This window comes from Frateuria defendens (assembly GCF_001182895.1).
GTDB lineage: Bacteria > Pseudomonadota > Gammaproteobacteria > Xanthomonadales > Rhodanobacteraceae > Frateuria_B > Frateuria_B defendens.
Genome location: NZ_LFQR01000058.1, coordinates 24,251 through 49,606, shown reverse-complemented (window position 1 = coordinate 49,606; position 25,356 = coordinate 24,251). Strand labels below are relative to the sequence as shown.

Here is a 25,356-nt window from a genome sequence, read left to right as displayed (position 1 = left end):
GACAGTGGCAACTTGTCGCAGCAAGCTGCGCGCCTCCGCTTCATCCCAACAGAGGCCACTGCGATGCAATTCTTCCGCGCAAGACCGGTGATCACCGGTCTCGCCTTCGTGCTGATCGGCCTGTTCATGGCCGTCGGCGGTATCCGCCTGGCGACGCTGGACGGCTCCTGGTACTACCTGCTGGCGGGCCTGGGCATCCTCGCCGCGGGCCTTTTGACCTGGGCCCGCAAGCGGCTCGCCTACTGGCTCTACGCGCTCGTGCTGCTGGGCACCGTGGCCTGGTCGCTGGCCGAGGTGGGCCTCGACCTGTGGTCGCTGGAAGTGCGGCTGGTGATGCCGGTCGTGCTCGGCGTGTGGCTGCTGCTGCCGTGGGTGCGGCGCAAGCTGTTGCCGTTGCAGCGCCCGGCCAGCCTCGCGCTGGCGGCGGCCACGGCGCTGGCGGTGCTGGTGCTCGGCGCCTCCGCGTTCCGACCGTACGGCGTGCAGGGCTCCGCCGACACCACCGCGCCGGTGGCCGACCAGCACGACGACTCGGTGAGCGACGGCGACTGGGCCTTCTACGGCCGCACCGCCCACGGCGACCGCTACTCGCCGCTGGCGCAGATCACGCCAGTCAACGTGAAGAACCTCAAGCTCGCCTGGCAGACGCGCACCGGCGACACCCAGCAGGCGGGCGAGGACGTCTCGCTCGGCCCTGACAGCGGCCATGAGTTCAACCTCGAGGTGACGCCGCTCAAGGTCGGCGACACGCTGTACATGTGCACCCCGCACAGCTGGGTGGTGGCGATGGACGCGGCCACCGGCAAGATCAAGTGGAAGTACGACCCCAAGCCGAACAAGGCCGACCTCGACGCCAACGTATACCTCGCCTGCCGCGGCGTGTCGTACTACAAGGCGCCGGCCAACGTGGCCACCAGCTGCCCCGAGCGCATCATCTCGCCGGTGGCCGACGTGCGCGTGATGGCGCTCAACGCGCAGACCGGCCAGCCGTGCGAGGACTTCGGCGAGCACGGCTTCATCTCGCTGCGCGAGCACATGGGCCACATCCCCGGCGGCTTCCACTTCATCACCTCGCCGCCGCTGGTGGCCAACGACCGCGTGGTGCTGGGCGGCTGGATCTTCGACAACCAGGCCAACTTCGAGCCCTCCGGCGCGGTGCGCGCGTTCGACCCCATCACCGGCAAGATGGTGTGGTCGTGGGACGCCGGCCACACGCCGGAGAACTGGAACCCTGGTCCGGGCGAGACACTCACCAAGGACACCCCCAACGCCTGGGGCGTGTACACGGCCGACCCCAAGCTGGGCCTGATCTACATCCCCACCGGCAATGCGCCGCCGGACAACTACGGCGGCACGCGCCGGCCGTTCGACGACGCCACCTCCAGCGCCACCATCGCGCTGGACATCGCCACCGGCGAGCGCCGCTGGACCTTCCAGACCGTGCACCACGACCTGTGGGACATGGACGTGCCGATCGGCCCCTCGCTGGTCGACCTGCCCGGCCCGGACGGCCAGAGCATTCCGGCGCTGGTGCAGTCGAACAAGCGCGGCGAGTTCTTCGTGCTCGACCGCCGCACCGGCCAGCTGGTGCCCGGCTACCCGGTGGAGGAGCGCAAGGTGCCGACCGACGGCGTGCTGCCGGGCGACCATGTCTCGCCGACCCAGCCGTTCGCCGCGGGCCTGCCCTCGCTGACCCCGCCCGACCTGAAGGAAACCGACATGTGGGGCGCCACCCCGCTGGACCAGCTGATCTGCCGCATCCAGTTCCGCGACTCCGCCTATGACGGCCAGTTCACCCCGCCGCACCTGGGCAAGCCCACCATCGTGTACCCGGCCTTCTACGGCATCGTGGACTGGCAGGGCGCCACCATCGATCCCAGCCGCAAGCTGCTGATCGCCAACGCCAGCTACCTGCCCTTCCGCATCACCATGGACAAGCGCGACAACCTGGTGAACGGCGGCGTGATCGTGCCGCACTGGGACGGCAGCGGCAACGAGCCGCCCACCAAGGGCGACGCGGGCCTGGGCGTGTCGCCGATGTTCGGCACGCCGTACGTGGCGCACACCTCGCCGTGGCTGAACCCGCTGGGCGTGCCGTGCAAGGGCCCGATCTGGGGCACGCTCACCGCGATCGACCTGGTCAGCAAGAAGATCGTGTGGCAGCGCCCGATCGGCACCACCCGCGACACCGGGCCGTTCCGCACCCACAACAATCTGCCGCTGCCGACCGGCATGTACAATATCGGCGGCAACATCGTCACCAAGGGCGGCCTGGTCTTCATCGGCGCCACCGCGGACGACTACCTGCGTGCCATCGACCTGGCCAACGGCAAGACGCTGTGGCAGGCGCGGCTGCCGGCCGGCGGCCAGGCCACGCCGATGTCGTACGAGGTGAACGGCAAGCAGTACGTGCTGATCGCCGCCGGCGGCCATGGTGGCCTGGGCACCCGCTCGGGCGACTACATCATGGCCTACGCGCTGCCCGACGAAGCCGGCAAGTAAGCACCGATGCCGGCTGCCGCTAGGGCAGGCCGGCGACAGGAAAACGGCTCCGATCCCTGGCCGGGTCGGAGCCGTCTTTGATTTGGAGGGACCGCCACCCTCTCCGCTTTACGCATCCCGCCCGCCGCGGCGGCACGGGATGGCAACGAGGAAGCTATGTCCGCAAACAACAAGAACCGCCACCGGCCGCTGAGCCGCGCGCTGTGGCTGGCGCTGGGCGCATCGCTCGCCGGCGGCGCCGCCGCCGCCGATGCCCCCGCGCAAACACCGCCGCCCGGGCCGCAGGCCAAGGATCTCGCGCCGGTACAGGTTTCGGCCATCCGGATGGATATACCGCCATTCGACATCCCCGCCTCGATCAGCGACGTCGAGCTCGACCCGAGCCACGGCGGCAAGCCCGGCGTGAACCTGTCCGAGGCCCTGGTGGGCGTGCCCGGCGTGCTGGTGCGCGACCGCCAGAACTACGCGCAGGACGCGCAGCTCACGCTGCGCGGCTTCGGCGCCCGCTCCACCTTCGGCGTGCGCGGCGTGCGCGTGTACACCGACGGCATCCCCGGCACCCTGCCCGACGGCCAGGGTCAGATCTCGCAGATCAACCTCGCCACCGCCGAGCGCATCGAGGTGCTGCGCGGGCCGTTCTCGGCGCTGTACGGCAACTCCTCCGGCGGCGTGGTGGAAGTGACCACGGCCGAGGGCGGCGACACGCCGGTGACGCGCATCGGCGTGTACGGCGGCAGCTACGGCACCTTCTCCACCCACCTTGGCACCAGCGGCAAGCTCGGCGGCGTCAGCTACAACGTGGGTGTGAGCCACTTCCAGACCGACGGCTACCGCGACCACTCGCGCGCGATGCGCGACTCGCTCAACGCCAAGTTCGGCATCCCGGTGGGCGAGTCCGGCAAGCTCACCCTGGTGCTCAACAGCATGGCGCTGCCGCACGCGCAGGACCCGCTGGGCCTCACCGCCGCGCAGTACAAGGCCGATCGCCGCCAGGCGCCGCTGGCGACGCAGTACGACACCCGCAAGGCCGCCCACCAGACCCAGCTCGGCGCCGTGTACGAGCAGTCGCTGGGGACCAGCGACGACCTGCGCTTCACCGCCTACGGCGGCCGCCGCAGCATCATCCAGTACCTGTCGATCCCGCAGGCGCCGCAGCGCAATCCCAAGCACGCGGGCGGCGTGGTCTACCCGGTCACCGACTACGAAGGCCTGGACGCGCGCTGGACGCACCGCGGCGAGCTGGCCGGACGCCCGTACGAATGGGTGCTCGGCGCCAGCTACGACAACCAGGACCAGCGCCGCAAGGGCTACGAGAACTTCATCGGCAGCGAACTGGGCGTGCGCGGCCGCCTGCGCCGCAACGAGGACGACAACGTCTACAACCTCGACCAGTACGCGCAGTGGTACTGGCACCTCGCCGACCGCTGGACGATGCTGCTGGGCGCGCGCCACGACGCCGTGCGCTTCAAGGAGCGCGACCACTACATCACCGCCGGCAACCCCGACGACAGCGGCCATGTGAGCTACGGCGCCACCACGCCGGTGGCCGGCCTGCAGTTCCGCGCCACCGACGCGCTGCGCTTCCACGCCAGCTACGGCAAGGGCTTCGAGACGCCGACCTACAACGAGCTGGGCTACCGCGCCGACGGCGAGCCCGGCCTCGCCTTCAACCTGCGCCCCGCGCGCAGCCAGAACTACGAGCTGGGCGCGAAGTGGCAGCCGAGCAGCGCGGTGGAGCTGGACGCTGCGGTGTTCCGCACCAACACCCGCGGCGAACTGGCGGTGTACGCCACCCTCGACGGGCGCGCCACCTACCAGAACCTGGGCAACACGCGCCGGCAGGGCTATGAGTTGTCCTTCACCGGCGACCTGGGCGGCGACACGCGGCTGATCGCCGCCTACACCCACCTGCAGGCCACCTTCCGCCAGGGCTACGCCAGCAGCGGCCAGCCGGTGCGCGCGGGCAACGACCTGCCCGGCGTGCCCGGCAGCTACGGCTCGCTGCGCCTGGAGCACGGCGGCCGCTTCGGCTGGCAGCAGGGGCTGGAGCTGAGCGGCGCGGGCAAGACGCCGGTGAACGACGCCAACACCGCCTACGCCGCCGGCTACCTACTGACCGGCGTGGACGCCGCCTACGTGTTCAACCTGGCGCCGGCCACGCTGCGGCTGAGCGCGCGCGTGGACAACCTCCTCGACCGCCGCTACGTGGGCTCGGTGATCGTCAACGACGGCAACGGCCGCTACTTCGAGCCGGGCCCGGGCCGCAGCGTCATGCTGGGCGCCGAGCTGACGTTCTGACCGGGCGCGTGCCGGTGGCGACGCGCACGCCATCGGCACGGCTCGGCAGAAGCGGGCTCGTGCGTGCCCCGGCCGCCGCCGGCTCGACTGGACTCTGCCATGCACCGGCGGCCGCTATCCCGGCATCGCGAGCGCGGCCCCTAGCGTTCGTCACCGCCACGCCACGCGGGCGCGCTAGAGTGGGCATCGAGCACATCCTCCGGCGGCCACGGCGTAGCCCGGATCGGATCGGATCGGATCGGGCCGCGCCACCTCCGGCGCACCGGCGCCCTCGCCGGCGGCGGCCGCAGGCGCCGAAGGGAGCCAGCCCCACGCCCGGGGCAGGAGGCCGACATGAGGAATACCTGGATTCTGGTGGCCGATGGCGGCCGCGCGCGCCTGTTCGCCTGCGAGCCGCCCGGACGCACGCTGAGCGAAGTGGCCTGTTTCGCCAATCCCGACGGCCGCCTGCCCGGCCGCGAACTGGTCACCGAGCGCCCGCCGCGCGTCGACGAAAGCGTGGGCGGCGCCCGCCATGCGATCGAGCCGCACACCACGCTGCGGGAGAAGAGCACCGAACGCTTCGCGCGGACCTTAAGCGCGGCGCTCGAACGCGGCCGGCTCGACCGCCTCTACGAGCGGCTCGTGCTGGTGGCGCCGGCGCGCTTCCTCGGCGCGCTGCACGGCTGCATCGGCAAGCCCCTGCTCGGCCGCGTGGTCGGCGAAGTGCGGCGCAACTTCACCGCCCTGCCCACGCCGGAGATCCTGGAGCGGCTGCCGCGTCGGCTGCTGCACTGAAACCGGCGTGCGGACCGCCGCCACGGCGACGGTCCGCACGCTAAAAAATCGCGCCCGCGGTTGCCTGTCATGGCCGCGACGCGCTGACGCCACGGTGCGCGGAGGAGCCGCCATACCGCGACGCCTGCCGTCAACGAACGGCACGCGCTTCTCCCTCGTGCGCGCCACCCCACGCACGCTGGAAATGGCCCGCCGTCGACGACGCTGCGTCAGCACGCAACATCGGCAATGGGCACCACGGCGCTACGCGCCTCTACGCCTGCACGGCCAGGCCCTCGCCGCCGTTTCAGCTCACGGTGATCCGGCGCGTGCCGCCGTTGTGCTTCTTCGGCAGGGTGAGGCTCAGTACGCCGTTTTCGTAGTGTGCGTCCGCCCGCTCGTTGTCCAGGTCCGCGGGCAAGGTGAAGCTGCGATAGATGCGGCCGTAATAGCGCTCGGCGCAGAGTTCCTTCTGGTCGTTGGGACTCTGCTGCTCGCGCCTGATCTCGGCGCTGATCGCCACCTGGTTGCCTTCGACCGAGACCTCGATGTCGTTCTTCCCGACGCCGGGGATGTCGGCCAGGACATGGAATGCACCGTCGTCCTCGGTGACGTCCAGGCGCATGTCCGAGGCGGATTCCATCTCGCGCCACAGCGGGCGCGCGGCCATGCCGCGGATCAGGTCGTCGAAGGTGGTCATCGGGTCCATGCGGACGACCGACTTGAACGGATTCCAGCGTGCCAGTGTTGCCATGGGGATTACCTCCGCTGACGGTTGCAGCCTTGCCCCATGCCGCACGGCAAGGCTGCCGTGCCACACCCGCCCCGGCGACCCCGAAGGCGGGACCTCGCTTAAGGATACGCCGCGCCGGGCGCGGCGTCTCGACGCACCGCACGGCGCCGCCGCCCCCTGTCGGCCGCCCGCGATGCCGGGCACACTCGTGTGCGACATCCACTGCCAGTACCGGACCGCCATGCCGATCTCCGCCTTCCGCCCGCCCGCCCTCGCCCTGCTCGCCTTCTCGCTCGCCGCCTGCGCGCACCTGCCTGCGCCCGGCGCCTCCGGCGGCGCCTGCAAGGCCGGCCTGCAGGTCCAGGTGCAGGACGTGCTGTACTTCGGCATCCACACGCCGCACGGCGACGTCACGCCGGAACGCTGGCGCGCCTTCCTGGACGACACCGTGACGCCGCGCTTCCCGCAGGGGCTCACCGTGACGGCGGCCGACGGCCAGTGGCGCAACGCCAAGGGCGTGATCGGGCGCGAGCCTTCCTACGTGCTGACCCTGGTGCATGCGGACGACGCGGCCAGCGACGCCGCCATCGTGGAGATCGCCGAGACCTACAAGCGGCGCTACGAGCAGGAGGCGGTGCTGCGCGTGCGCTCGGCGGCGTGCGTGTCGTTCTGACCTCCGGCGCGGCGGCGGGGCGTCGATCAGGCGCGACGCGCGACGCCATCGCACTATCGCTACGCACAACGCCCCGCGGGGATCTCCGTCGCCGTCGATAGCTGCATGCTTGTGCTGGCGCAGCATCCGCCACTGCGGCATGCTCGCACGGTTGCGTTCGATCTTGAGGGGATGCGCCGATGTCGCTGCTGCGCGACTTTTCCTTCTCCGCCGTGGTGGCGGGCTTCGTGGCGGTGCTGGTGGGCTTCACCAGCTCGGCGGTGATCGTGTTCCAGGCCGCGCACGCGGCCGGCGCCTCGGAGGCGGAAACAGCTTCGTGGATGTGGGCGCTCGGCCTCGGCATGGGCCTCACCTGCATCGGCCTGTCGCTGCGCTACCGGGTGCCGGTGGTGACGGCGTGGTCCACGCCGGGCGCGGCGATGCTGATCACCAGCGTGGCCGGGCTGCCGCTGGCCGACGTGGTCGGCGCCTTCGTGGTGAGCGCGGTGCTGCTCACCGTGTTCGGCTTCAGCGGCTGGTTCGAGCGCGCCATGGGCAAGCTGCCGGTGGCGCTGGCCTCGGGCATGCTGGCCGGCGTGCTGCTGCGCTTCGGGCTGGACGTGTTCGTGGCCATGCAGCATCGCCTCGCGCTGGTGCTCGCCATGTTCGCCGGCTGGCTGCTGGCGCGGCGCTGGCTGCCACGCTACGCGGTGATGGTCACGCTGGCGATCGGCCTGCTGGTGGCCGCAGCGCAGGGCTCGCTGCACGCGGAGCACCTGCACCTGGCGATGGCCTCGCCGGTGTTCGTGATGCCGCACTTCTCCCTCGCCGCGATCGTCGGCGCGGCGCTGCCGCTGTTCGTGGTGACGATGGCCTCGCAGAACGTGCCGGGCGTGGCGATCCTGCGCGCGCACGGCTACGGCGACACGCCCACCTCGCCGCTGATCGGCTGGACCGGCCTCGCCACCCTGCTGCTGGCGCCGTTCGGCGCCTACGCGCTCAACCTCGCCGCGATCACCGCCGCCATCTGCATGGGCCACGAGGCGCACGAGGACCACCGCCGCCGCTATGTGGCCGCGGTCGCCGCCGGCGCGTTCTACATCCTGATCGGCCTGTTCGGCGCCACCGTGGCGGCGCTGTTCGCCGCGCTGCCGCGTGAGCTGGTGATGGCCATTGCCGGCATCGCGCTGTTCGGCACCATCGGCAACGGCCTCGCCACCGCGGTGGCGAAGGAACAGGACCGCGAGGCCGCCCTGGTCACCTTCCTCGTCACCGCGTCGGGCCTCACCCTCGGCGGCATCGGCTCGGCGTTCTGGGGGCTGGTGGGCGGGCTGGCGACGATGGGCGTGATGAAGTTCCGCCGGCAGGCGGCGCGCGCGGCCTGAGGGCCGGCTCGCAGTCCACGAGCGCGACTCCCCGCCCCATTCGTGGCGTGGGAGTGCGGCCCCGGGCCACGCCTCGGCTTCGCAGGCGGCGACGGTTCCGTTCGCCGCTCCCAACGGCGTGCACAACCCCGCTGCGCGGGCACGGCCCACGCGCCGCTGTCCGTTCCAGGCAACACTGCGTCTCCCCACCGTGCGTTTATCGCCACGGCCGCCGGCCTTAGATTGCACGCATGGATTCGACCGCCGCCGCGCCCTCGACCGCCCCCGTCCTGTTCGTCTCGCACGGGGCGCCCACCTTCGCGCTCGATCCGGGCGAACTCGGCCCGCGCCTGGCCGCGCTGGGGCGGCGGCTCGACGGCCTCCGCGCCGTACTGGTGGTGTCGCCGCACTGGAGCACCCGCGGCGTGAAGGTGATGACGGCGCAGGTGCCCTCGACCGTGCACGACTTCGGCGGCTTCCCCGAGCCGCTGTACGCGCTGCAATACCCCGCGCCCGGCGCGCCGGAACTGGCGCGCGAAGCGGCCGCGCTGCTGGCCGAGGCCGGCTTCGCGGTAACGCCGGATGCGGCGCGCGGCCGCGACCACGGCGCCTGGGTGCCGCTGCTGCACCTCCTGCCCGCCGCGCGCGTGCCGGTGTTCCAGGTTTCCCTGCCGCACGATCTCGACACCGCCGGCGCGCTGCGCCTCGGCCGGGCGCTGGCGCCGCTGCGCGGACGCGGCGTGCTGATCGTCGGCTCCGGCAGCCTCACGCACAACCTGTACGAGATCGGCGCCCACAGCGAGGCGCCGTATGCCCGCGACTTCACGCGCTGGGTGCGCGAGGCGGTGCTGGCGCACGACGCGCTGCGCCTGCGCGACTACCGGCACCTGGCACCCGCCGCCGAGCGCGCCCATCCCACCGAGGAACATTTCCTGCCGCTGCTGGTCGCGCTCGGCGCCAGCCGCGACGGCGAGGCGGCCGAGGTGATCGAGGGCGGCATCACCTACGGCGTGCTGTCGATGGAGTCCTACGGCTGGGGCCTGCCGGGCGCGGCCGCGCCATCGCGCTGAGCCGGCGCTGCGGCAACCGGCCGCGCTCGACCAAGGTGGAACAGATCGCCGTGCGGCGCCTTGCTAGGCTCCCGCCATCCCCAAATGGCGAGGGCTTGCCATGGACTCCCCGCACGGCATCCACACCATCGACACCGGCTTCGTCCGCCCGCAGTTCGACGCGGCCTACCTGGTGGTCGAGCGCGGCCGCGGCGCCTTCATCGACTGCGGCACCAACCATTCGGTGCTGCGCCTGCTGGAGGCCCTGGCCGGGGCCGGCCTGGCGCCGGCGGATGTGGACTGGCTGATCCTCACCCACGTGCACCTCGACCACGCAGGCGGCGCCGGCGAGCTGCTGGCGCGGCTGCCGCAGGCGAAGCTGGCGGTGCATCCGCGCGGGGCGCGGCACATGATCGACCCCTCGCAGCTGTGGGCCGGCGCCAGCGCGGTGTATGGCGAGGCGACCATGGAACACACCTACGGACGGCTGCGCCCGGTGCCCGCCGGGCGCGTGGTGGAAGCGGCGGACGGCCACGTGATCGACCTGGCCGGCCGGCCGCTGCGCTGCCTCGACACGCCCGGCCACGCCCGCCACCACCTCAGCGTGCACGACGCGCGGGCGAAGGTGTGCTTCACCGGCGACACCTTCGGCCTCTCCTACCGCGAACTGGACACCGCCAAGGGCCCCTTCGTCCTGCCGACCACCTCGCCGGTGCAGTTCGACCCGGTCGCCCTGCACGCCTCGATCGACCGGCTGGCGGCGCTCGAACCCGAAGCCGTGTATCCCACCCACTACGGCCGCGTGGAACCGGTGCAGCGGCTCGCCGGCGACCTGCACGAACAGATCGACGCCATGGTGGCCTTCGCACACGCCGCGGCCAGCAAGCGCGACCGCCACGCCTGGCTGTCCGACGCGCTCACCGACTACTACGGCGCCCGCGCCGCCGCGCACGGCTGGAGCGGCGGCCGCAAGCGGCTGAAGGAACTGCTCGGCATGGACATCGAGCTCAACACGCAGGGGCTGGAGGTGTGGCTCGACCGCGAGGCGCACAGCGACGGCAACGCGCAGGCGCAGAACGCGGTCCGCTGAAGGCGCTCACCGCGGCGGCGAATGCTCCTTCGCCAGCCGCTCATCGAGCGCGGCCGCGTTCCTGGCCGCATAGCGCCGGCAGGCTTCGCGGTCGACCAGCGGATCCGGCTGCGTCCCGCGGTCGCGGGCCGCAGCCCGGTCGAGCAGGCCGTTGGCGTCGGGGTGCGGGGTCATCAGGATGTCGCAAGGCAGCCCGGCCACGGCCTTGATCGCCTGCCGGAAGCCGGCCACGCGGCGGGCGTCGTCGCCATAGCGGAAACCCTCGCGGCTGAGCGGCGTGAGGCTGTCGGCATAGACCATGGCAAGGCAGCGCCCCCGCTCGCACGACTGCCAGGTCCAGCTGGTGCTGCCCGGCGTGTGGCCCGGCGTGTAGTGCGCGGTCAGCGCGAGCGGCCCGACCTGCACCCGCTCGCCGTCGGCGATGCGCCGCACCCCGGCCGCCGCCGGAAACCGCGGCGCCTCGCCGTGTTGCGGATCGTCCGGATCGTCGCCGCCCGCTTCGATCGCCTTGGCGCCGGCCACGCTCGCGCCCACCACGGCGCCGCTGTCCTTGGCGAGCCGGGCGATCGCGCCGGCATGATCGGCATGGGCATGCGAGTCGAGGATCAGCCGGACGTCCTCCACGCGGAAGCCGAGCGCGCGGATGTTGGCCTCGATCATCGCCGCGTTCTCCGTCGCCGTGCCGTCGATCAGCACATGCCCCTGCGGCGAGGTGACGAGGATGGCCGAGAGCCCCTGTGTGCCCACGTACCAGGTGTTGCCGTAGAGGCGGAAGGGCGTGTGCGGCTGGGTCCAGCTGGAAGGTGCGCCTGGGCGAACGGCTGCCACAGGCAGAGCACGGCACCCAGGCCAAGCAGACGGATCGTGCGACTCATGCGGGAATGCCTCGATGGAAAGCACTCCAAGGCTAGCGGCCGCGGTGGCGGCCGGCATGGCGCGCCGCGGGCGAATCGCGGGCACGTGATCACGCGGAAGTTTTTGGACATCGCACCACACGGCATGGGCCACATCGACCCTTTGGCACACGCAGCCGCGCGGGACAGAGTCACCGCGCGGCGCAGCCGCCGTCAGGCCAGGCGCGTGCCGTTGGGCACCGCGCGTTCCGGGCGGGTGATCACCACGCCCTCGCCGGTGGGAAAGCCGGTCAGCAGAAACTGCGAGCGGAACGGCCCGATCTGCTTCTCCGGAAAATTGATCACGCCGACGATCTGCCGGCCGAGCAGGTCCTCGGGCCGGTAGAGCGCGGCGATCTGCGCGCTGGTCTTGCGTTCGCCATAGGGGCCGAAGTCGGCCCACACCTTCCAGGCCGGCTTGCGCGCCTCGGGAAAGGCCTCCACCCGCGTCACCGTGCCGGCGACGATCAGCACCTTCTCGAAATCGTCCCAGCCGATCTCGCCGTAGTCCTTGTTCGGTTCGCTCATCCTTCCAGTCTCGTCTTCAGCCAATCGTTGAATTCGGCGCGCCAGTAGCCGGCCTGCGCGGCGAGGAAGCCGAACGGGCGCCAGGCGCTCTCCAGGCCGTAGGCGGCGAACTGCCGCCAGCCCTCGTCGCCTTCGACGATCGCCGCCGCCAGCAGCTCGCCCGCGGCGCAGGTGGAGCTCAAGCCGTGCCCGCCGAAGGCCTGCGCCCACCACAGGCCGTTCCCGCGCCCGCCGAGCTGCGGCATCAGGTGCCGCGCGTAGCTCATCAGGCCGGACCAGGCGTAATCGATCCGCACGCCTTCGAGCTGGGGAAACACGCGCAGCAAATCGCGTCGGAGCAGGCGCCGCACCGCCTGCGGCGAGCGCTCGCGGATGGAGACGCGCCCGCCCCACAGCAGCCGCGTATCGGGCAGCGGCCGGTAATAGTCGAAGGCGAAGCGCGTGTCGTAGACCGCGGCGCGCGTGGCAAGGCACGCCTCCAGGCGCTCGTTTAGCGGCTCGGTGACCACCACGTAGGTGGCGATGGGCAGCACCGCGCGGTCGATGCGCCGCTCCAGCCCGGCGAGATAGCCGCCGCAGGCCAGTACCACCTGCTCGGCGCGCAGCGTGCCCTCGGCCGTCTCGATGCGCCAGTGCGCGCCCTCGCGCTTGAGCCGCCGCACGCCGCTGTGCTCGTGCAGGCGCACGCCGCGCGCCGCCGCAGCCTGCGCCAGGCCGAGCGCGTAGTCGAGTGGGTGCAGGTGCAGCGCATCACGCTCGAACAAGCCGTCGTGGTAGCGCGCGCTGCGCACCATCTCGCGCAGCTGCGCCTCCGGCAGCCACTCCCAGGCCACGCCATAGCGTTCGGCCAGCAGCCGCTGGCGCCGGCGCAGCACCTCTGGGTCGCGGAACCAGTTGGCCCAGATCACGCCGGCATCGACCGCGCCGCAGGCGATGCCGTACTCGGCGATGCGCCGGCGGATGCGATGCACGCCCTCGACGGTGAGCCCGAACAGGGCATGCGCCTGCGCTTCGCCGCGCTGGGCGAGCAAGGCCTGCTCGCCCAGCGAGTAGCCGGCGAACACGAAACCACCGTTGCGTCCGGAGGCACCGTGGCCGATCCGCTCGCGTTCGAGCACCGCCACGTCCGGCCAGCCGCGTTCGGCCAGCCCCAGGGCGGTATTGAGCCCCGCGAAGCCGCCGCCGACGATCGCCACGCGCGCCTCATGGCTGCCGCGAAGCGGCACGTAGGGTTCATAGGGTGCGGCGGTGGCGCGGTAGTAGGACTCGTCCGCCGGCGGCTGCATGATCACGGTGGTGGCGTGCGCAATAACGGGGGAGACGGCCCCAGCATAGCGCCAGGTGGGTGGATCGGGCCGACTGCTGATGACGATCAGCCGCCCACTCTGCTTCTTCGCCTCCCTGCCAAGGCGCCGGCCGCCAAGGAGCGGGACACATCGGCAGATGCAGGCCGAGCCCGACGCGCATCGGTCGATCAGACGCAAACGGACACGACGGCCGCCATGCAAGAGGGCCACGGCCCGCTGTGCAAACAAACCCACTGCGCAAAACAAAAAAGGCCGGCCTCGACGAGGCCGGCCCCTGTCGCATCGGCCGCGGTCAGAGCTTGCCCGCGAACTCCCGCACCACCGGCGCCAGCTTGGGATCCTGCATCGCCATGTGCATGGTGGCGCGCACCAGGCCGGCCTTGTTGCCGCAATCGAAGCGCGTGCCCTCGAAGCGGTAGGCCAGCACCTTGCCCTGCTCCTTGAGCAGCGCCTCGATGGCGTCGGTGAGCTGGATCTCGCCGCCGGCACCCGGCGTGGTCGCCTCCAGCAGCTCGAAGATGCGCCCCGGCAGCACGTAGCGGCCGACCACGGCGAGGTTGGAGGGCGCTTCGGCCGGCTTGGGCTTCTCCACCATGTGGCGGATGCGCGCGCTGCGCTCGTCCACCGGCGTGGCGTCGACCACGCCGTACTTGTCCGTCTCGTCCGCCGGCACTTCCTCCACCGCGATCACCCCGGCCTCTTCGGCCTGCCCCAGTTCCGCCATCTGGCGCAGCGCGCCCTTGGCGGTATGCCAGATCAGGTCGTCGGGCAGGATCACGCCGAAGGGCTCGTCGCCCACCACCGGCTTGGCGCACAGCACGGCGTGGCCGAGGCCGAGCGCCTCGGGCTGGGTGACGAAGATCGCACGCACGTGCTTGGGCAAGGTGCCCTGCACCAGCTTGAGCAGCTCGTCCTTGCCCTTCTCCTGCAGCTTCGCCTCCAGCTCGTAGGCCTTGTCGAAGTAGTCGGCGATGGCGTGCTTGTAGCGGTTGGTGACGAACACCAGGGTATCGGCGCCGGCCTCCACCGCCTCGTCCACGGCGTACTGGATCAGCGGGCGGTCGAGCACCGGCAGCATTTCCTTGGCCACCACCTTGGTCGCGGGCAGGAAGCGCGTGCCGAGGCCGGCCACCGGAAACACCACTTTGCGCAGGGGCTTGCTCACCAATCTTTCTCCTTACTTCGTGTCGTTGCGTCGGATGGAAATCACGTCGGCCGGCTGGGCCGTATCGCTCCAGCGGAAGGCCGGCAGCAGGCTGGACACGCAGCGGCGCAGTTCGTCCTCGTCGAACACCGTCACCGCCTCGGCCGCCTTGGCGAGCAGCGCCAGCAGCAGCTCCCACGCCACCTCGCGATGCTGGGCGAGGAAGATCTTGGCGTGGGTCGTGGCGCTGTAGTTCTCCAGCGGGTGGAACAACTCCTCGAACAGCTTCTCGCCGGCGCGCAGGCCGGTGTAGATGATCGGCACCTCGGTGCCCGGCTTCTTGCCGGCCAGGCGGATCATCTGCTCGGCGAGGTCGCGGATCTTCACCGGCTCGCCCATGTCCAGCGCGAAGATCTCGCCGCCCTTGCCCAGGCTGGCCGCCTGCAGGATCAGCTGGCAGGCCTCGGGAATGGTCATGAAGTAGCGCGAGATCTCCGGATGCGTGATCGTCACCGGCCCGCCGCTGCGGATCTGCTCGCGGAACAGCGGCACCACCGAGCCGGCCGAGTCGAGCACGTTGCCGAAGCGCACCGTGATGTAGTGCGTCTGCGAACGCGCGTTGAGGTTCTGGCAGTAGATCTCCGCCACGCGCTTGCAGGCGCCCATCACGCTGGTGGGGTTGACCGCCTTGTCGGTGGAGATCAGCACGAAGCATTCGGCGTGGAATTCGTCGGCAAGGTCCGCGGCCGTGCGCGAGCCCAGCACGTTGTTGCGGAAGGCGCTGCGCAGCTGGCCCTGCAGCATCGGCACGTGCTTGTAGGCCGCCGCATGGAACACCACCTGCGGCCGCTGGCTGGCGAACAGCCGGCGCATCGCCACCGGGTCGCCGACGTCGGCCAGGATGCTCTCGAACAGCAGTTCGGGGAACTGCGAGCGCAGCTCCTGGCTGATGCGGTAGAGGTTGTACTCGCTGTGCTCGACCACGGTGAGCGAGGCGATGCCCAGGCACGCCACCTGCCGGCACAGCTCCGAGCCGATCGAGCCGCCGCCGCCGGTGACCAGCACGCGCCGGCCCATCAGCGACTCGCGGATGGCGGTCCAGTCCAGTTCCACCGCGTCGCGGCCGAGCAGGTCCTCGATCGCCACCTCCTTGATCTCGTTGAACTGCGCGCGGCCGGCCACGACGTCCTCCAGCCGCGGCACCGTGCGGTACGGCAGGCCGGTGCCGTCGCACAGCTCCACCACCCGGCGCATCTCGGACGTGGTGGCGCCGGGCAGCGCGATCAGCAGCATCTCGACGGCCGCCTCGTGCGTGAGTTCGGGCAATTGCTCCAGCCGCCCCAGCACCGGGTGGCCGTTGATGCTGGCGCCGCGCAGGCTCGGCCGGTCGTCGACGAAGCCCACCACGCTGAAATGCCCGTCGCGGCGCAGGTCGCGCGACAGCGCCTCGCCGGCCGGGTCGGCGCCCACGATCAGCACCCGCTTCACCTGCTGGGTCTGGAACAGGTCCAGGCGGCTGTCCTTCCAGAAACGGTAGGCGAGCCGCGGCACGCCGAGCAGCACCACCAGCACCACCGGATACAGCAGCAGCACCGAACGTGGCACGCCGTCCAGGCGGCCATACAGGAACAGCACCAGGCCGGTGATGGCCGCGCCCACCACCGCGGCGCGCAGGATGTTCCACAGGTCGGGCAGGCTGGCGAAGCGCCACAGGCCCTTGTAGAGGCCCGTCCAGGTGAACACCAGGCCCTGCACCAGCAGTACCAGGGGGAACTCCAGCAGCTGGAACCCGAGCGCCTCGTCGGGAATCATCGCGTAGCGCAGGTCCTTGGCGATCCACCATGCAAGCGCCGCCATGGTCAGGTCGTGGAGCACGACCGCCGCACGCGGATGAATGGTTCCGATGTATTTACGCAGTGACATGCCTCTCCCTGGGACGGCGGCGTCGCAAACGACGCAAGATATACCGCTTGCTACTTATCCATACGATGAAGGCCGTTGCATAGCCCAGCACGCAGAGCGGCAATCCCGCTGCCGGCACGCACGCCGCGATGGCCGCGGCCGGCGCCGCGATCAGCAGATTCCAATACAGATAAAGGCGATCGCTCCCTGCATGGCTGCGGCCACTGCGCACCACCCACTGGTAGAGGTGCTCGCGGTGCGCAGCATACCAGCGCCTGCCGCGAAGAAAGCGTGTGAGCAGGGTCAGGCTGGCGTCCGCCACGAAGGCCGAGCAGAGCAGCAGGGCCGGCCACAGCAGATGCGAAGCCGCGCGCCACAGCATCGCGGCGAACGCGAACAGCAACAGGCCGATGCTGCCGCTGCCCACGTCGCCCATGAAAATTTTCGCCGGCGGCCGGTTGTACAGCCAGAAGCCCATGCTCGCCGCAGTCAGGCAGAAGCTCGCGGCCGCCAGCGCCGGCTGCCCGGCGAACCAGGCCAGGAGGCCCATCCCCGCGCTGGCGAAAATGGCTTGCTGGGCCAGCAGGCCGTCGATGCCGTCCATGAAGTTGTGCAGGTTGATGCTCCAGGCGCCGGCCAGCACGAGCAGCGGCAGCCACAGCCATGCGCCCTCGGTGGCCCGCAACAGCGCCAGCGAGAACAAGGCCGTGGCCGCCAGTTGCACCAGCAGCCGCAGGCGCACGCCGAGCGGCCGGTGGTCGTCCCACCAGCCGACGGCCGCCACCAGCAGCAGTGCCGCGCCCAGCGCGGCGGCCACCGATACCGGCCAGGCCGCGCCCAGGAACACCAATGCCGACGGCGCCGTCAGCAACATGCCGACCACCACGCCGATGCCGCCGCCGCGCGGCGTCGGCACCGTGTGCGAGCGACGCTGCCCCGGCTGGTCCAGCATGCCGCGTCGATGGGCATAGGCGATGGCGCCGCGCACGCACACCAGCGCGAGAAGGAAACTTGCCAGCAGCCATCCCGTCAGCGGCCAGGCGAAAGCCACCGCCTCACTCATTCGCCACGCCATGGATCGGCCGGATCGTGCCCCAGCTCTTGCAGCTCGGGCACTGCCAGTGGTGTGCCTTGGCGCCGAAGCCGCATCGGCTGCAGCGATACATCGCCTGGCCCTCGAGCAGCTTGCGGGTGAGATCGCGCAGGATCAGGAAGTTCTCCCTCGCCTCGCCCTCCACCTTGTCCATGGTGGCATCGATCAGGGCCATCAGGCCACGCACCGAAGGACGCTGGCGCAACTGCGAGGTGAGGAACTCGACCGCCGTGCGCTCGCCGTCGCGCTGTTCGTACAGGTGCGCCAGCGCGAGCACCGGCGAGATGCCGTGGTAGCGGGTCAGGATGTCGCGCAGGAAGCGCTCGGCCCGCGCCATCTGCCCGGTGCGCGCGTAGCTGTCGAGCAGCGGCGGCAAGATCTCCGGCACGAAGGCGACGTCGGCCGCCACCGCCGCTTCGTAGGCCTCCGCCGCCTCGACGTGCTCGCCCGCTTCCGCATGCAGGCGGCCGGTGAGCATGTAGGCGCGCACGCAGTCGGGCTGGCACTGGAAGGCCTGCTGCAGGTGCTCGCGCGCCTCGGCGCGGGCGCCGTGCTGCCGCGCGCGGTCGGCCAGCTCGCAGTAGAACTGCGCGATCATCGGCGCTTCGCTCTCGCCGGTCATTGCCTCGAGCCGGCGCGCGTGGTCGATCGCCTTGTGCCAGTCGCGCTCGTGCTGGTAGATCGCCACCAGGTGGCGCAGTGCCGAGGGTGCGTGCGCGTCCATCGCCACCAGGTCGGAGAACAGCGCCTCGGCGCGATCGAGCAGGCCGGCGCGCATGTAGTCCTCGCCCAGCTCCAGCAGCGCCACCGTCTTCATCGCGTCGGTCAGGCCCGGACGCGACACCAGGTGCTGGTGCAGGCGGATCGCCCGGTCCACCTCGCCGCGGCGGCGGAACAGGTTGCCGAGCGCGAGATGCGTCTCCACCGTGTCGCGGTTGTATTCGGCCAATCGCAGGAACACCTCGATCGCCTTGTCCTGCTCTTCGTTGAGCAGGTAGTTCAAGCCGCGGAAGTAGTCCGAGGAAAACTCGCTCACGCGCATGCCCGAGCGGTGCGCGACCGCCCGCCGGGCGCCGAACCAGCCGCTGAGGAACGCGACCGGCACCAGCAGTGCCATCACATAGAGCGCCGTCATGGACCCGCCGACGTACCGTTGCCCGACTCGGCCCGGCGCGCCCGGCGGCGGGCACGGCGATGGCCGAGGCGGGTGCCCAGCCAGGCGGTCAGCCCGCCGAGCAGCCATCCGAACACCAGCGCCACCAGCAAGGCCGCGCCCTTGGGCCACTGCACCTGCGCAAAGGCGAGGTCGTAGCCGACGAGATCGGCATTGAGCGCGCCGACCACCACGCCGGCGCCGATCGACAACAGGAGAATGAGCAAGGCAAGCAGTCGCATAGAAGCGGACTTTACCCGAATGCGGAAGACCGGCACAGGCGCTGCCCGGCCCGCCAAGCGCCGCGCGACGGACAAAAAAGAAGGCAGGACCGGCTCGCGCCGCCTGCCTCGGATAATTCGGAACGGACACTCAGGCGTCCTGGAGCTGCACCGACTGGTTCACGCGCTCGCGCAGTTCCTTGCCGGGCTTGAAATGCGGGACATGCTTGCCGGGCAAGGCCACCGCATCGCCGGTCTTGGGGTTGCGCCCCATGCGCGGCGGCCGGTAATGCAGGGAGAAGCTGCCGAAACCACGAATCTCGATACGTTCGCCGTGCGACAGGGCCTGGCTCATCTGCTCAATCAGGCTTTTGACCGCGAGCTCCACGTCACCAAATGCAAGATGGGTCTGACGCCGCGCGAGCGCCTCGATCAATTCGGATTTGGTCATGGTCCCCTATGTCCTTGACGTGAAACAGCGGGGCGGCGAACGACCGCCGCCCCGCTTCAGGCTTCTTGCGAACCGACGGTCAGTCGGCCTTGTTGAGCTGCTCCTTGAGCAGCGCGCCGAGCTTGGTCGTGCCACCGCTGGCCGAGGAGTATTCGGCCATGGCGTCCTGCAGTTCCTCTTCGTCCTTGGCGCGGATGGAGAGCTGCAGCTGACGGCTCTTGCGGTCGGTGCCGATGAACTTGGCCTCGACCTTGTCGCCCACCTTCAGGTGCTGGGTGGCGTCGTCGATGCGCTCCTTGGCGATGTCGTTGGCGCGCAGATAGCCTTCCACGCCCTCGCCCAGGTCGATCAGCGCACCCTTGGCGTCCACTTCCTTCACGGTGCCGTTGACGATGGTGCCGCGGGTGTTGAGCGCCATGAACTGGCCGAGCGGGTCCTGCTCCATCTGCTTGATGCCGAGCGAGATGCGCTCGCGCTCCGGATCCACCGCCAGCACCACGGCCTCGACCTCGTCGCCCTTCTTGAAGTTGCGCACCAGGTCTTCGCCGGAGGCCTGCCAGGAGATGTCGGACAGGTGCACCAGGCCGTCGATGCCGCCGTCCAGGCCGATGAAGATGCCGAAGTCGGTGATCGACTTGATCTGGCCGGAGACCTTGTCGCCCTTCTTGTGCATGGCGGCGAAGGCTTCCCACGGGTTGGAGCGGGTCTGCTTGATGCCCAGCGAGATGCGGCGACGCTCTTCGTCCACGTCCAGCACCATCACCTCGGTCTCGTCGCCGACCTGCACCACCTTGGCCGGGTTGACGTTCTTGTTGGTCCAGTCCATCTCGGACACATGGACCAGGCCCTCGACGCCCGGCTCGATCTCGACGAAGCAGCCGTAGTCGGTGACGTTGGAGACCTTGCCGAACAGGCGGCTGCCGACCGGGTAGCGACGCGAGATGTTGACCCACGGATCGTCGCCCAGCTGCTTGAGGCCCAGCGACACGCGGTTACGCTCGCGGTCGTACTTGAGCACACGCACTTCCAGCTCGTCGCCGACGTTGACCACCTCGGACGGATGGCGCACGCGCTTCCACGCCATGTCGGTGATGTGCAGCAGGCCGTCGATGCCGCCCAGGTCCACGAACGCGCCGTAGTCGGTGAGGTTCTTCACCACGCCCTTGACCACCGCGCCCTCGGTCAGGCGCTCCATCAGCTTCTCGCGCTCCTCGGAGAACTCGGTCTCGACGACGGCGCGGCGGCTGACCACCACGTTGTTGCGCTTACGGTCCAGCTTGATGATCTTGAACTCGAGGTCCTTGCCCTCGAGGTAGACCGGGTCACGGACCGGACGCACGTCGACCAGCGAGCCCGGCAGGAATGCGCGGACGTCCTTGATGTCGACGGTGAAGCCGCCCTTGACCTTGCCGGAGATCTTGCCGGAGATGGTCGCCTCCTTGTCGAAGGCCTCTTCCAGCTCGTCCCACACCATGGAACGCTTGGCCTTCTCGCGGGAGAGCTTGGTCTCGCCGAAGCCGTCCTCCAGGGCGTCGAGGGCAACCTTCACCTCGTCGCCTACCTGCACTTCCAGCGAGCCGTCCTCGTTCTTGAACTGCTCGATGGGGACGATGCCTTCGCTCTTGAGGCCGGCGTTGATCACGACGACGTCGTTGCGGATTTCCACCACGATGCCGGTGACGATGGCACCCGGCTTCAGCTTGGCAATGGCCTGCTGGCTCTGTTCAAACAGCTCGGCAAAACTTTCGGTCATGTTGATTCCAGAAATGAGAAAAGGCCGTGCCCGATGCGCGCCGTCGGATGTATGCGCAAAGGGAAAGCGGCCCACCGGTTGTGGGTGTCTCGGGGGCTGGCCCCATCGGCACCGTTACCACGCTCCCCTGCCGCGGCAGGGGCACCAAGTCCGTCGGCGGCCAGGTTACCGCTGCACGACGGTCAATACGTTCGCGACCACGTCCTCGATCGGCATGCCGGTGGTATCCAGCAGTACCGCGTCGGGGGCGGGCTTGAGCGGCGCCACGGTCCGCGATGCATCGCGGGCGTCACGCGCTTCAATCTCGCGCTGAAGGTCTGTAAGTGTAACCTTGAGCCCCTTTTCTTTCAACTGCTTATGCCGCCTGCGCGCACGCTCGGCGGCGCTGGCGGTGAGGAACACCTTGAACGGCGCGTCGGGGAAGATCACGGTGCCCATGTCGCGCCCGTCGGCGACCAGCCCCGGCGCCTTGCGGAAACTCAGCTGAAGCTCCACAAGTGCTTGACGCACCGAGGGAATCGAGGCGATCGCCGAGGCCGCCGCACCGGCCGTTTCGGTGCGCAGTTCGTCGGTCGCGTCGTGGCCGTTGACAAAGATATGGGTGTCGTGGCCGTCCGCGCTGGGATGGAAGCGGATCTTGGTGGTCTGCGCGCAGCGGGTCATCGCCTCGGCGTCGGACAGGTCCAGGTCGGCCATGCCCGCGGCGTAGCCGATCGCGCGGTACAGCGCACCGGAATCCAGCATCCGCCAGCCCAGCCGCTCGGCCACCAGCCGGCTCACGGTCCCCTTCCCCGACCCCGAGGGGCCGTCGATGGTCAGCACGGGAACGGGCGCGGCACGGTTCATGGTTTCTCCTGGCGGGCAAGGCAAACCGACATGGTAGCGCGTCGGCGGCGGGCGGCCCACGCACGCCACGAGTCACCCCGGCCGCACTCGCTGCGCCGCACCTTGACGCCTCGGCCGACCAGGTTCCACATTCATACAATCGTTTGAATGAGCCTCCCCCGCATGCGCTATCCGCACCTGTTCGCCCCGCTCGAGCTGGGTCACCTCACCCTGCCCAACCGCATCCTGATGGGGTCTATGCACACCGGGCTGGAGGACCAGGCCGCCGACTACGACAAGCTCGCCGCCTACTTCGCCGAGCGTGCGCGCGGTGGCGTGGGGCTGATCGTCACCGGCGGCATCGCGCCCAGCGTCGAGGGCTGGCTGAAGCCCTTCGGCGGACGGCTGTCGATGCCCTGGCACGTGGCGCGGCACCGCAAGCTGACCCGCGCCGTGCACGCGGAAGGCGGGCGCCTGTGCATGCAGATCCTGCATGCCGGCCGCTACGGCTACCACCCGCTCTCGGTGGCGCCCTCCCGGCTCAAGTCGCCGATCACGCCGTTCACGCCGCGCGCGCTGTCCGCCCGCGGCGTGGAGCGCACGCTGCGCGACTTCGTCCGCTGCGCCCAGCTGGCTCGCGAGGCCGGCTACGACGGCGTCGAGGTGATGGGCTCGGAGGGCTACCTGATCAACCAGTTCATCGCCGCGCGCACCAACCGCCGCAGCGACGCCTGGGGTGGCGACGCCGCGAGGCGGATGCGCTTCGCGGTGGAGATCGTGCGGCGCATGCGCGAGGCGGTCGGGCCAGACTTCCTCATCATCTACCGGCTGTCGATGCTCGACCTGGTCGAGGACGGCCAGGACTGGGACGAGATCGTCGCCCTGGCCAAGGCCATCGAAGCCGCCGGCGCCAGCCTGATCAACACCGGCATCGGCTGGCACGAGGCGCGCGTGCCCACCATCGTCACCAGCGTGCCGCGCGCCGGCTTCAGCTGGGTCACCCAGCGCCTCAAGCGCGAGGTGGCGATCCCGCTGATCACCACCAACCGCATCAACATGCCCGAGGTGGCCGAGCGGGTGCTGGCCGCGGGCGAGGCCGACATGGTGTCGATGGCGCGCCCGCTCTTGGCCGACCCGCAGTGGCCGGCCAAGGCGCGCGCGGACCGCAGCGAGGCGATCAATACCTGCATCGCCTGCAACCAGGCCTGCCTCGACCACGTGTTCCAGAACCGCCGCGCCAGCTGCCTGGTGAACCCGCGCGCCTGCCACGAAACCGAACTCGCGCTGGAGCCGGCCGCACGGCGCAAGCGCGTCGCGGTGATCGGCGCGGGCCCGGCCGGCCTCGCCTGCGCGACCGCGCTCGCCGAACGCGGCCATGCGGTGACGCTGTTCGACCAGGCGGCCGAGGTCGGCGGCCAGTTCAACTACGCCAAGCGGATTCCGGGCAAGGAGGAGTTCCACGAGACCCTGCGCTACTTCCGCCACCAGCTGGCCGAACTGAAGGTCACGCTGCAACTGGGCCGCCGGGTCGATGCCGCTCAATTGCAGGGCGAAGGCTACGACGAGATCGTGGTGGCCACCGGCGTGACGCCGCGGCGCGTGAGCTTTCCGGGCAGCGACGATCCGCGCGTACTGGGCTACCTCGACGTGCTGGCCCATGGCACACCGGTCGGCGCACGGGCGGCGATCATCGGCGCCGGCGGCATCGGCTTCGACGTGGCCGAGTTCCTCGTCGAACGCGCGCCTTCGCCGACCACCGACGTCGCCCGCTGGAGCCGCGAATGGGGCGTGGATACGCAGTTGGCGCAGCGTGGCGGCCTTGCCCCGCCGCAGCCGGAAGCGCCGGCCCGTCAGCTCTGGCTGCTCCAGCGCAGCGAGGGGCGCCCCGGCGCCCGCCTCAACAAGACCACCGGCTGGGTGCACCGGACCACGCTCAAGGCCAAGGGCGTGGCGATGCTGGGCGGCGTCGCCTACGAACGCTTCGACGCGCAGGGGCTGCACATCACGGTGGACGGGGCGCCGCAGCTGCTGCCCGTCGACAACGTGGTGATCTGCGCCGGCCAGGTGCCGGATCGCCACCTGGCCGATGCGCTGATCGCCGGCGGCCGGCGGGTGCACGTGATCGGCGGCGCCGACGTGGCGGCGGAGCTCGACGCCAAACGCGCCATCGACCAGGGCACGCGCCTCGCCGCGACGCTGTGAGGCGACCTTGCGGCAGGGCGCAGATAGGGAAGCGCCCCGCCGACGACGCATCGGTACTGGCCAAGGGGGAGGGGGAAAGCCGAGTACCGGGGGAAGAGCGTCGCCGACGGGGCGAGGGTCACCGCCACCAAGGGGGAGGGGGAGTGGCGGGACGAACAAAGGATAAGAGCGCCCCGGCCTCGAATCCAATATATATTTCCCCGAGCATTTATCCGAAATTTATATATGTTCGATCTCCGCCAACTGCGCTACTTCGTGACGGTCGCGGAAGAGCTCAGCTTCACCCGCGCCGCGCAGCGCCTGCACATCTCGCAGCCGCCACTCTCCCAGCAGATCCAGGCGCTGGAGCTCGACCTCGGCGTGCGGCTGTTCGACCGCGACCGGCGCAACGTGGCGCTGACCGAGGCCGGCTCGGTGCTGCTCGAGCAGGCGCGGCAGATCCTCGCCAAGGCGGAGGAGATGCGCAGCCTGGTGAGCGAAACCGCCGCCGGCTTCAACGGACAGCTGCGGCTCGCCTACACCGTTTCGGTGTCGTTCCACCCGACCCTGCCGCGAACGCTGCTGCGCTTCGGCGAGCTGGCGCCCAACGTGCGCGTGCGGCTGCACGAGATGTACACGGAGGACCAGTTCGCCGCGCTGCGCGCCGGGGAGATCGACCTTGGCTTCGTCCGCGACCTCCCCCGCCACGAAGCGGATGCGCGCGCCCTGCGCCTGCACATGATCGACCGCGAACGCCTGCTGCTCGCCCTGCCCTCCGGACATCCGCTGGCCGGGCGCTCCAGCCTGCGCCTGGACGAAGCCGCCGGCGAGGGCTTCGTGATCCAACCGCGGGAGCTGGCCCCGACGCTCTACGACCGCCTGGTGCAGTTGGCCGCCCGGGCCGGCTTCCACCCGCACATCCACCAGCAGGCGCAGCAGCTCAACGGCGTGATCGCCCTGGTGGCCGCCGGCATGGGCCTGGCACTGGTGCCCGCCACCATGCAAGTCGTGCGCCTGGCCGGAGTAAGCTACGTGCCGCTGGAGGACCCGGACGCCTATCTCCTGCTCGCCGCGGCGAGCCGCCGCGACGACGACTCGGCGGTGGTGGCGCGCTTCCTCGAGACCCTGAGCGGCGCCAAGGCCGCCATGGGCTTGTGAGCTGTCAATGGGCCGGCTATACTAGCCAGCTTGTGTTTTCCCTATTTGTTCTTAGGAGCTGGCCGTGAAGGTGCTTTCCTCTTTGAAGTCCGCCAAGCAGCGGCATCGCGACTGCAAGGTTGTGCGCCGTCGCGGCAAGGTGTTCGTGATCTGCAAGAGCAACCCGCGTTTCAAGGCTCGTCAGCGCTGATCACAGCTGCGATGCGCCACGAAGAAGGGCCGCGAGAGCGGCCCTTTTTTGTTGCCCGGCGTTTGCCCGGCGATGGCGGCAAGTCCGGTGCGGCGACCGCCCGCTCGGCCAGG

At 70.3% G+C, this 25,356-nt stretch carries 22 protein-coding genes; 10 read left to right on the top strand and 12 right to left on the bottom strand.

Annotation, left to right across the window (positions count from 1 at the left end; translation table 11 throughout):
- Positions 1 to 63: 63 nt before the first annotated feature.
- From ACH65_RS09610 to ACH65_RS09600, 3 genes are all read left to right on the top strand, one after another.
- Complete coding sequence (locus ACH65_RS09610) at positions 64 to 2,502, top strand: membrane-bound PQQ-dependent dehydrogenase, glucose/quinate/shikimate family (RefSeq protein ID WP_049622368.1); 2,439 nt, start codon at positions 64 to 66, stop codon at positions 2,500 to 2,502.
- Positions 2,503 to 2,658: 156 nt separating this feature from the next.
- Positions 2,659 to 4,800, top strand: a complete 2,142-nt coding sequence (locus ACH65_RS09605) for a TonB-dependent receptor family protein (RefSeq protein ID WP_082190237.1) — start codon at positions 2,659 to 2,661, stop codon at positions 4,798 to 4,800.
- Between the two features lie 333 nt (positions 4,801 to 5,133).
- The gene (locus ACH65_RS09600) at positions 5,134 to 5,577 is read left to right on the top strand and encodes a host attachment protein (protein ID WP_049622367.1); all 444 of its coding nucleotides are present in this window, start codon (positions 5,134 to 5,136) and stop codon (positions 5,575 to 5,577) included.
- Between the two features lie 286 nt (positions 5,578 to 5,863).
- Here ACH65_RS09600 and ACH65_RS09595 read toward each other — a convergent pair whose 3' ends face one another.
- Entirely contained in the window at positions 5,864 to 6,310 is a 447-nt protein-coding gene (locus ACH65_RS09595; protein WP_049622366.1) for an Hsp20/alpha crystallin family protein, read from the bottom strand.
- Positions 6,311 to 6,482: 172 nt separating this feature from the next.
- Between ACH65_RS09595 and ACH65_RS09590 the strand changes: the two genes are divergently transcribed.
- The 4 genes from ACH65_RS09590 to ACH65_RS09575 all read left to right on the top strand — a co-directional run bounded on the left by ACH65_RS09590 (position 6,483) and on the right by ACH65_RS09575 (position 10,444).
- Complete coding sequence (locus ACH65_RS09590) at positions 6,483 to 6,962, top strand: DUF3574 domain-containing protein (RefSeq protein WP_202594183.1); 480 nt, start codon at positions 6,483 to 6,485, stop codon at positions 6,960 to 6,962.
- 179 nt (positions 6,963 to 7,141) lie between these two features.
- Positions 7,142 to 8,326 (top strand): benzoate/H(+) symporter BenE family transporter, encoded by a 1,185-nt coding sequence (locus tag ACH65_RS09585; RefSeq protein WP_049622365.1) that lies wholly within the window; start codon positions 7,142 to 7,144, stop codon positions 8,324 to 8,326.
- Between the two features lie 230 nt (positions 8,327 to 8,556).
- On the top strand, positions 8,557 to 9,375 hold the full coding sequence (locus ACH65_RS09580) for a dioxygenase family protein (protein ID WP_049622364.1): 819 nt from the start codon (positions 8,557 to 8,559) through the stop codon (positions 9,373 to 9,375).
- A 100-nt stretch (positions 9,376 to 9,475) separates the two neighbouring features.
- The gene (locus ACH65_RS09575) at positions 9,476 to 10,444 is read left to right on the top strand and encodes an MBL fold metallo-hydrolase (protein WP_049622363.1); all 969 of its coding nucleotides are present in this window, start codon (positions 9,476 to 9,478) and stop codon (positions 10,442 to 10,444) included.
- A 6-nt stretch (positions 10,445 to 10,450) separates the two neighbouring features.
- Here ACH65_RS09575 and bla read toward each other — a convergent pair whose 3' ends face one another.
- The 11 genes from bla to cmk all read right to left on the bottom strand — a co-directional run bounded on the left by bla (position 10,451) and on the right by cmk (position 21,735).
- Positions 10,451 to 11,272: a subclass B3 metallo-beta-lactamase gene (gene bla, locus ACH65_RS09570; RefSeq protein WP_237561485.1), complete on the bottom strand. Its 822-nt coding sequence runs from the start codon at positions 11,270 to 11,272 to the stop codon at positions 10,451 to 10,453.
- A 239-nt stretch (positions 11,273 to 11,511) separates the two neighbouring features.
- Positions 11,512 to 11,865, bottom strand: a complete 354-nt coding sequence (locus ACH65_RS09565; protein WP_049622362.1) for a tRNA-binding protein — start codon at positions 11,863 to 11,865, stop codon at positions 11,512 to 11,514.
- A complete protein-coding gene (locus ACH65_RS09560; RefSeq protein WP_049622401.1) occupies positions 11,862 to 13,151 on the bottom strand; it encodes an NAD(P)/FAD-dependent oxidoreductase in 1,290 nt (429 codons plus the stop codon). The genes ACH65_RS09565 and ACH65_RS09560 overlap by 4 nt, the downstream gene beginning before the upstream one ends.
- Positions 13,152 to 13,464: 313 nt before the next feature.
- Entirely contained in the window at positions 13,465 to 14,337 is an 873-nt protein-coding gene (galU, locus tag ACH65_RS09555) for a UTP--glucose-1-phosphate uridylyltransferase GalU (protein ID WP_049622400.1), read from the bottom strand.
- A gap of 12 nt (positions 14,338 to 14,349) precedes the next feature.
- Positions 14,350 to 16,239: a polysaccharide biosynthesis protein gene (locus ACH65_RS09550; RefSeq protein WP_049622361.1), complete on the bottom strand. Its 1,890-nt coding sequence runs from the start codon at positions 16,237 to 16,239 to the stop codon at positions 14,350 to 14,352.
- Positions 16,226 to 17,269, bottom strand: coding sequence for an MraY family glycosyltransferase (locus tag ACH65_RS09545; protein WP_237561484.1), 1,044 nt, complete (start codon positions 17,267 to 17,269; stop codon positions 16,226 to 16,228). The genes ACH65_RS09550 and ACH65_RS09545 overlap by 14 nt, the downstream gene beginning before the upstream one ends.
- A gap of 4 nt (positions 17,270 to 17,273) precedes the next feature.
- Positions 17,274 to 18,446 carry a lipopolysaccharide assembly protein LapB gene (lapB, locus tag ACH65_RS09540; protein ID WP_049622359.1) on the bottom strand — a complete coding sequence of 391 codons (1,173 nt, stop codon included), beginning with the start codon at positions 18,444 to 18,446 and terminating at the stop codon, positions 17,274 to 17,276.
- Positions 18,443 to 18,706, bottom strand: coding sequence for a LapA family protein (locus ACH65_RS09535; protein ID WP_049622358.1), 264 nt, complete (start codon positions 18,704 to 18,706; stop codon positions 18,443 to 18,445). The genes lapB and ACH65_RS09535 overlap by 4 nt, the downstream gene beginning before the upstream one ends.
- Before the next feature lie 130 nt (positions 18,707 to 18,836).
- A complete protein-coding gene (locus ACH65_RS09530; protein WP_049622357.1) occupies positions 18,837 to 19,136 on the bottom strand; it encodes an integration host factor subunit beta in 300 nt (99 codons plus the stop codon).
- 79 nt (positions 19,137 to 19,215) lie between these two features.
- Positions 19,216 to 20,889: a 30S ribosomal protein S1 gene (gene rpsA, locus ACH65_RS09525; protein ID WP_049622356.1), complete on the bottom strand. Its 1,674-nt coding sequence runs from the start codon at positions 20,887 to 20,889 to the stop codon at positions 19,216 to 19,218.
- Positions 20,890 to 21,054: 165 nt separating this feature from the next.
- Positions 21,055 to 21,735, bottom strand: coding sequence for a (d)CMP kinase (cmk, locus tag ACH65_RS09520; protein ID WP_082190235.1), 681 nt, complete (start codon positions 21,733 to 21,735; stop codon positions 21,055 to 21,057).
- 162 nt (positions 21,736 to 21,897) lie between these two features.
- Here cmk and ACH65_RS09515 point away from each other — a divergent pair, with 162 nt between their 5' ends.
- From ACH65_RS09515 to ykgO, 3 genes are all read left to right on the top strand, one after another.
- Positions 21,898 to 23,916, top strand: coding sequence for an NADPH-dependent 2,4-dienoyl-CoA reductase (locus ACH65_RS09515; protein WP_049622355.1), 2,019 nt, complete (start codon positions 21,898 to 21,900; stop codon positions 23,914 to 23,916).
- Between the two features lie 225 nt (positions 23,917 to 24,141).
- Positions 24,142 to 25,053 (top strand): LysR substrate-binding domain-containing protein, encoded by a 912-nt coding sequence (locus ACH65_RS09510; protein ID WP_049622354.1) that lies wholly within the window; start codon positions 24,142 to 24,144, stop codon positions 25,051 to 25,053.
- Between the two features lie 64 nt (positions 25,054 to 25,117).
- Positions 25,118 to 25,243 (top strand): type B 50S ribosomal protein L36, encoded by a 126-nt coding sequence (ykgO, locus tag ACH65_RS09505; RefSeq protein ID WP_008215056.1) that lies wholly within the window; start codon positions 25,118 to 25,120, stop codon positions 25,241 to 25,243.
- Positions 25,244 to 25,356: the final 113 nt, after the last annotated feature.

Coding starts and splice junctions, on each gene's coding strand:
- ACH65_RS09535 (WP_049622358.1), bottom strand. CDS start 18,706: ATGCGACTGCTTGCCTTGCTCATTCTCCTGTTGTCGATCGGCGCCGGC.
- ACH65_RS09575 (WP_049622363.1), top strand. CDS start 9,476: ATGGACTCCCCGCACGGCATCCACACCATCGACACCGGCTTCGTCCGC.
- ACH65_RS09585 (WP_049622365.1), top strand. CDS start 7,142: ATGTCGCTGCTGCGCGACTTTTCCTTCTCCGCCGTGGTGGCGGGCTTC.
- ACH65_RS09530 (WP_049622357.1), bottom strand. CDS start 19,136: ATGACCAAATCCGAATTGATCGAGGCGCTCGCGCGGCGTCAGACCCAT.
- rpsA (WP_049622356.1), bottom strand. CDS start 20,889: ATGACCGAAAGTTTTGCCGAGCTGTTTGAACAGAGCCAGCAGGCCATT.
- ACH65_RS09560 (WP_049622401.1), bottom strand. CDS start 13,151: ATGCAGCCGCCGGCGGACGAGTCCTACTACCGCGCCACCGCCGCACCC.
- ACH65_RS09510 (WP_049622354.1), top strand. CDS start 24,142: ATGTTCGATCTCCGCCAACTGCGCTACTTCGTGACGGTCGCGGAAGAG.
- cmk (WP_082190235.1), bottom strand. CDS start 21,735: ATGAACCGTGCCGCGCCCGTTCCCGTGCTGACCATCGACGGCCCCTCG.
- ACH65_RS09565 (WP_049622362.1), bottom strand. CDS start 11,865: ATGAGCGAACCGAACAAGGACTACGGCGAGATCGGCTGGGACGATTTC.
- ACH65_RS09515 (WP_049622355.1), top strand. CDS start 21,898: ATGCGCTATCCGCACCTGTTCGCCCCGCTCGAGCTGGGTCACCTCACC.
- lapB (WP_049622359.1), bottom strand. CDS start 18,446: ATGACGGCGCTCTATGTGATGGCACTGCTGGTGCCGGTCGCGTTCCTC.
- ACH65_RS09590 (WP_202594183.1), top strand. CDS start 6,483: ATGCCGGGCACACTCGTGTGCGACATCCACTGCCAGTACCGGACCGCC.
- ACH65_RS09605 (WP_082190237.1), top strand. CDS start 2,659: ATGTCCGCAAACAACAAGAACCGCCACCGGCCGCTGAGCCGCGCGCTG.
- ACH65_RS09550 (WP_049622361.1), bottom strand. CDS start 16,239: ATGTCACTGCGTAAATACATCGGAACCATTCATCCGCGTGCGGCGGTC.
- ACH65_RS09610 (WP_049622368.1), top strand. CDS start 64: ATGCAATTCTTCCGCGCAAGACCGGTGATCACCGGTCTCGCCTTCGTG.
- ACH65_RS09595 (WP_049622366.1), bottom strand. CDS start 6,310: ATGGCAACACTGGCACGCTGGAATCCGTTCAAGTCGGTCGTCCGCATG.
- ACH65_RS09600 (WP_049622367.1), top strand. CDS start 5,134: ATGAGGAATACCTGGATTCTGGTGGCCGATGGCGGCCGCGCGCGCCTG.
- ACH65_RS09580 (WP_049622364.1), top strand. CDS start 8,557: ATGGATTCGACCGCCGCCGCGCCCTCGACCGCCCCCGTCCTGTTCGTC.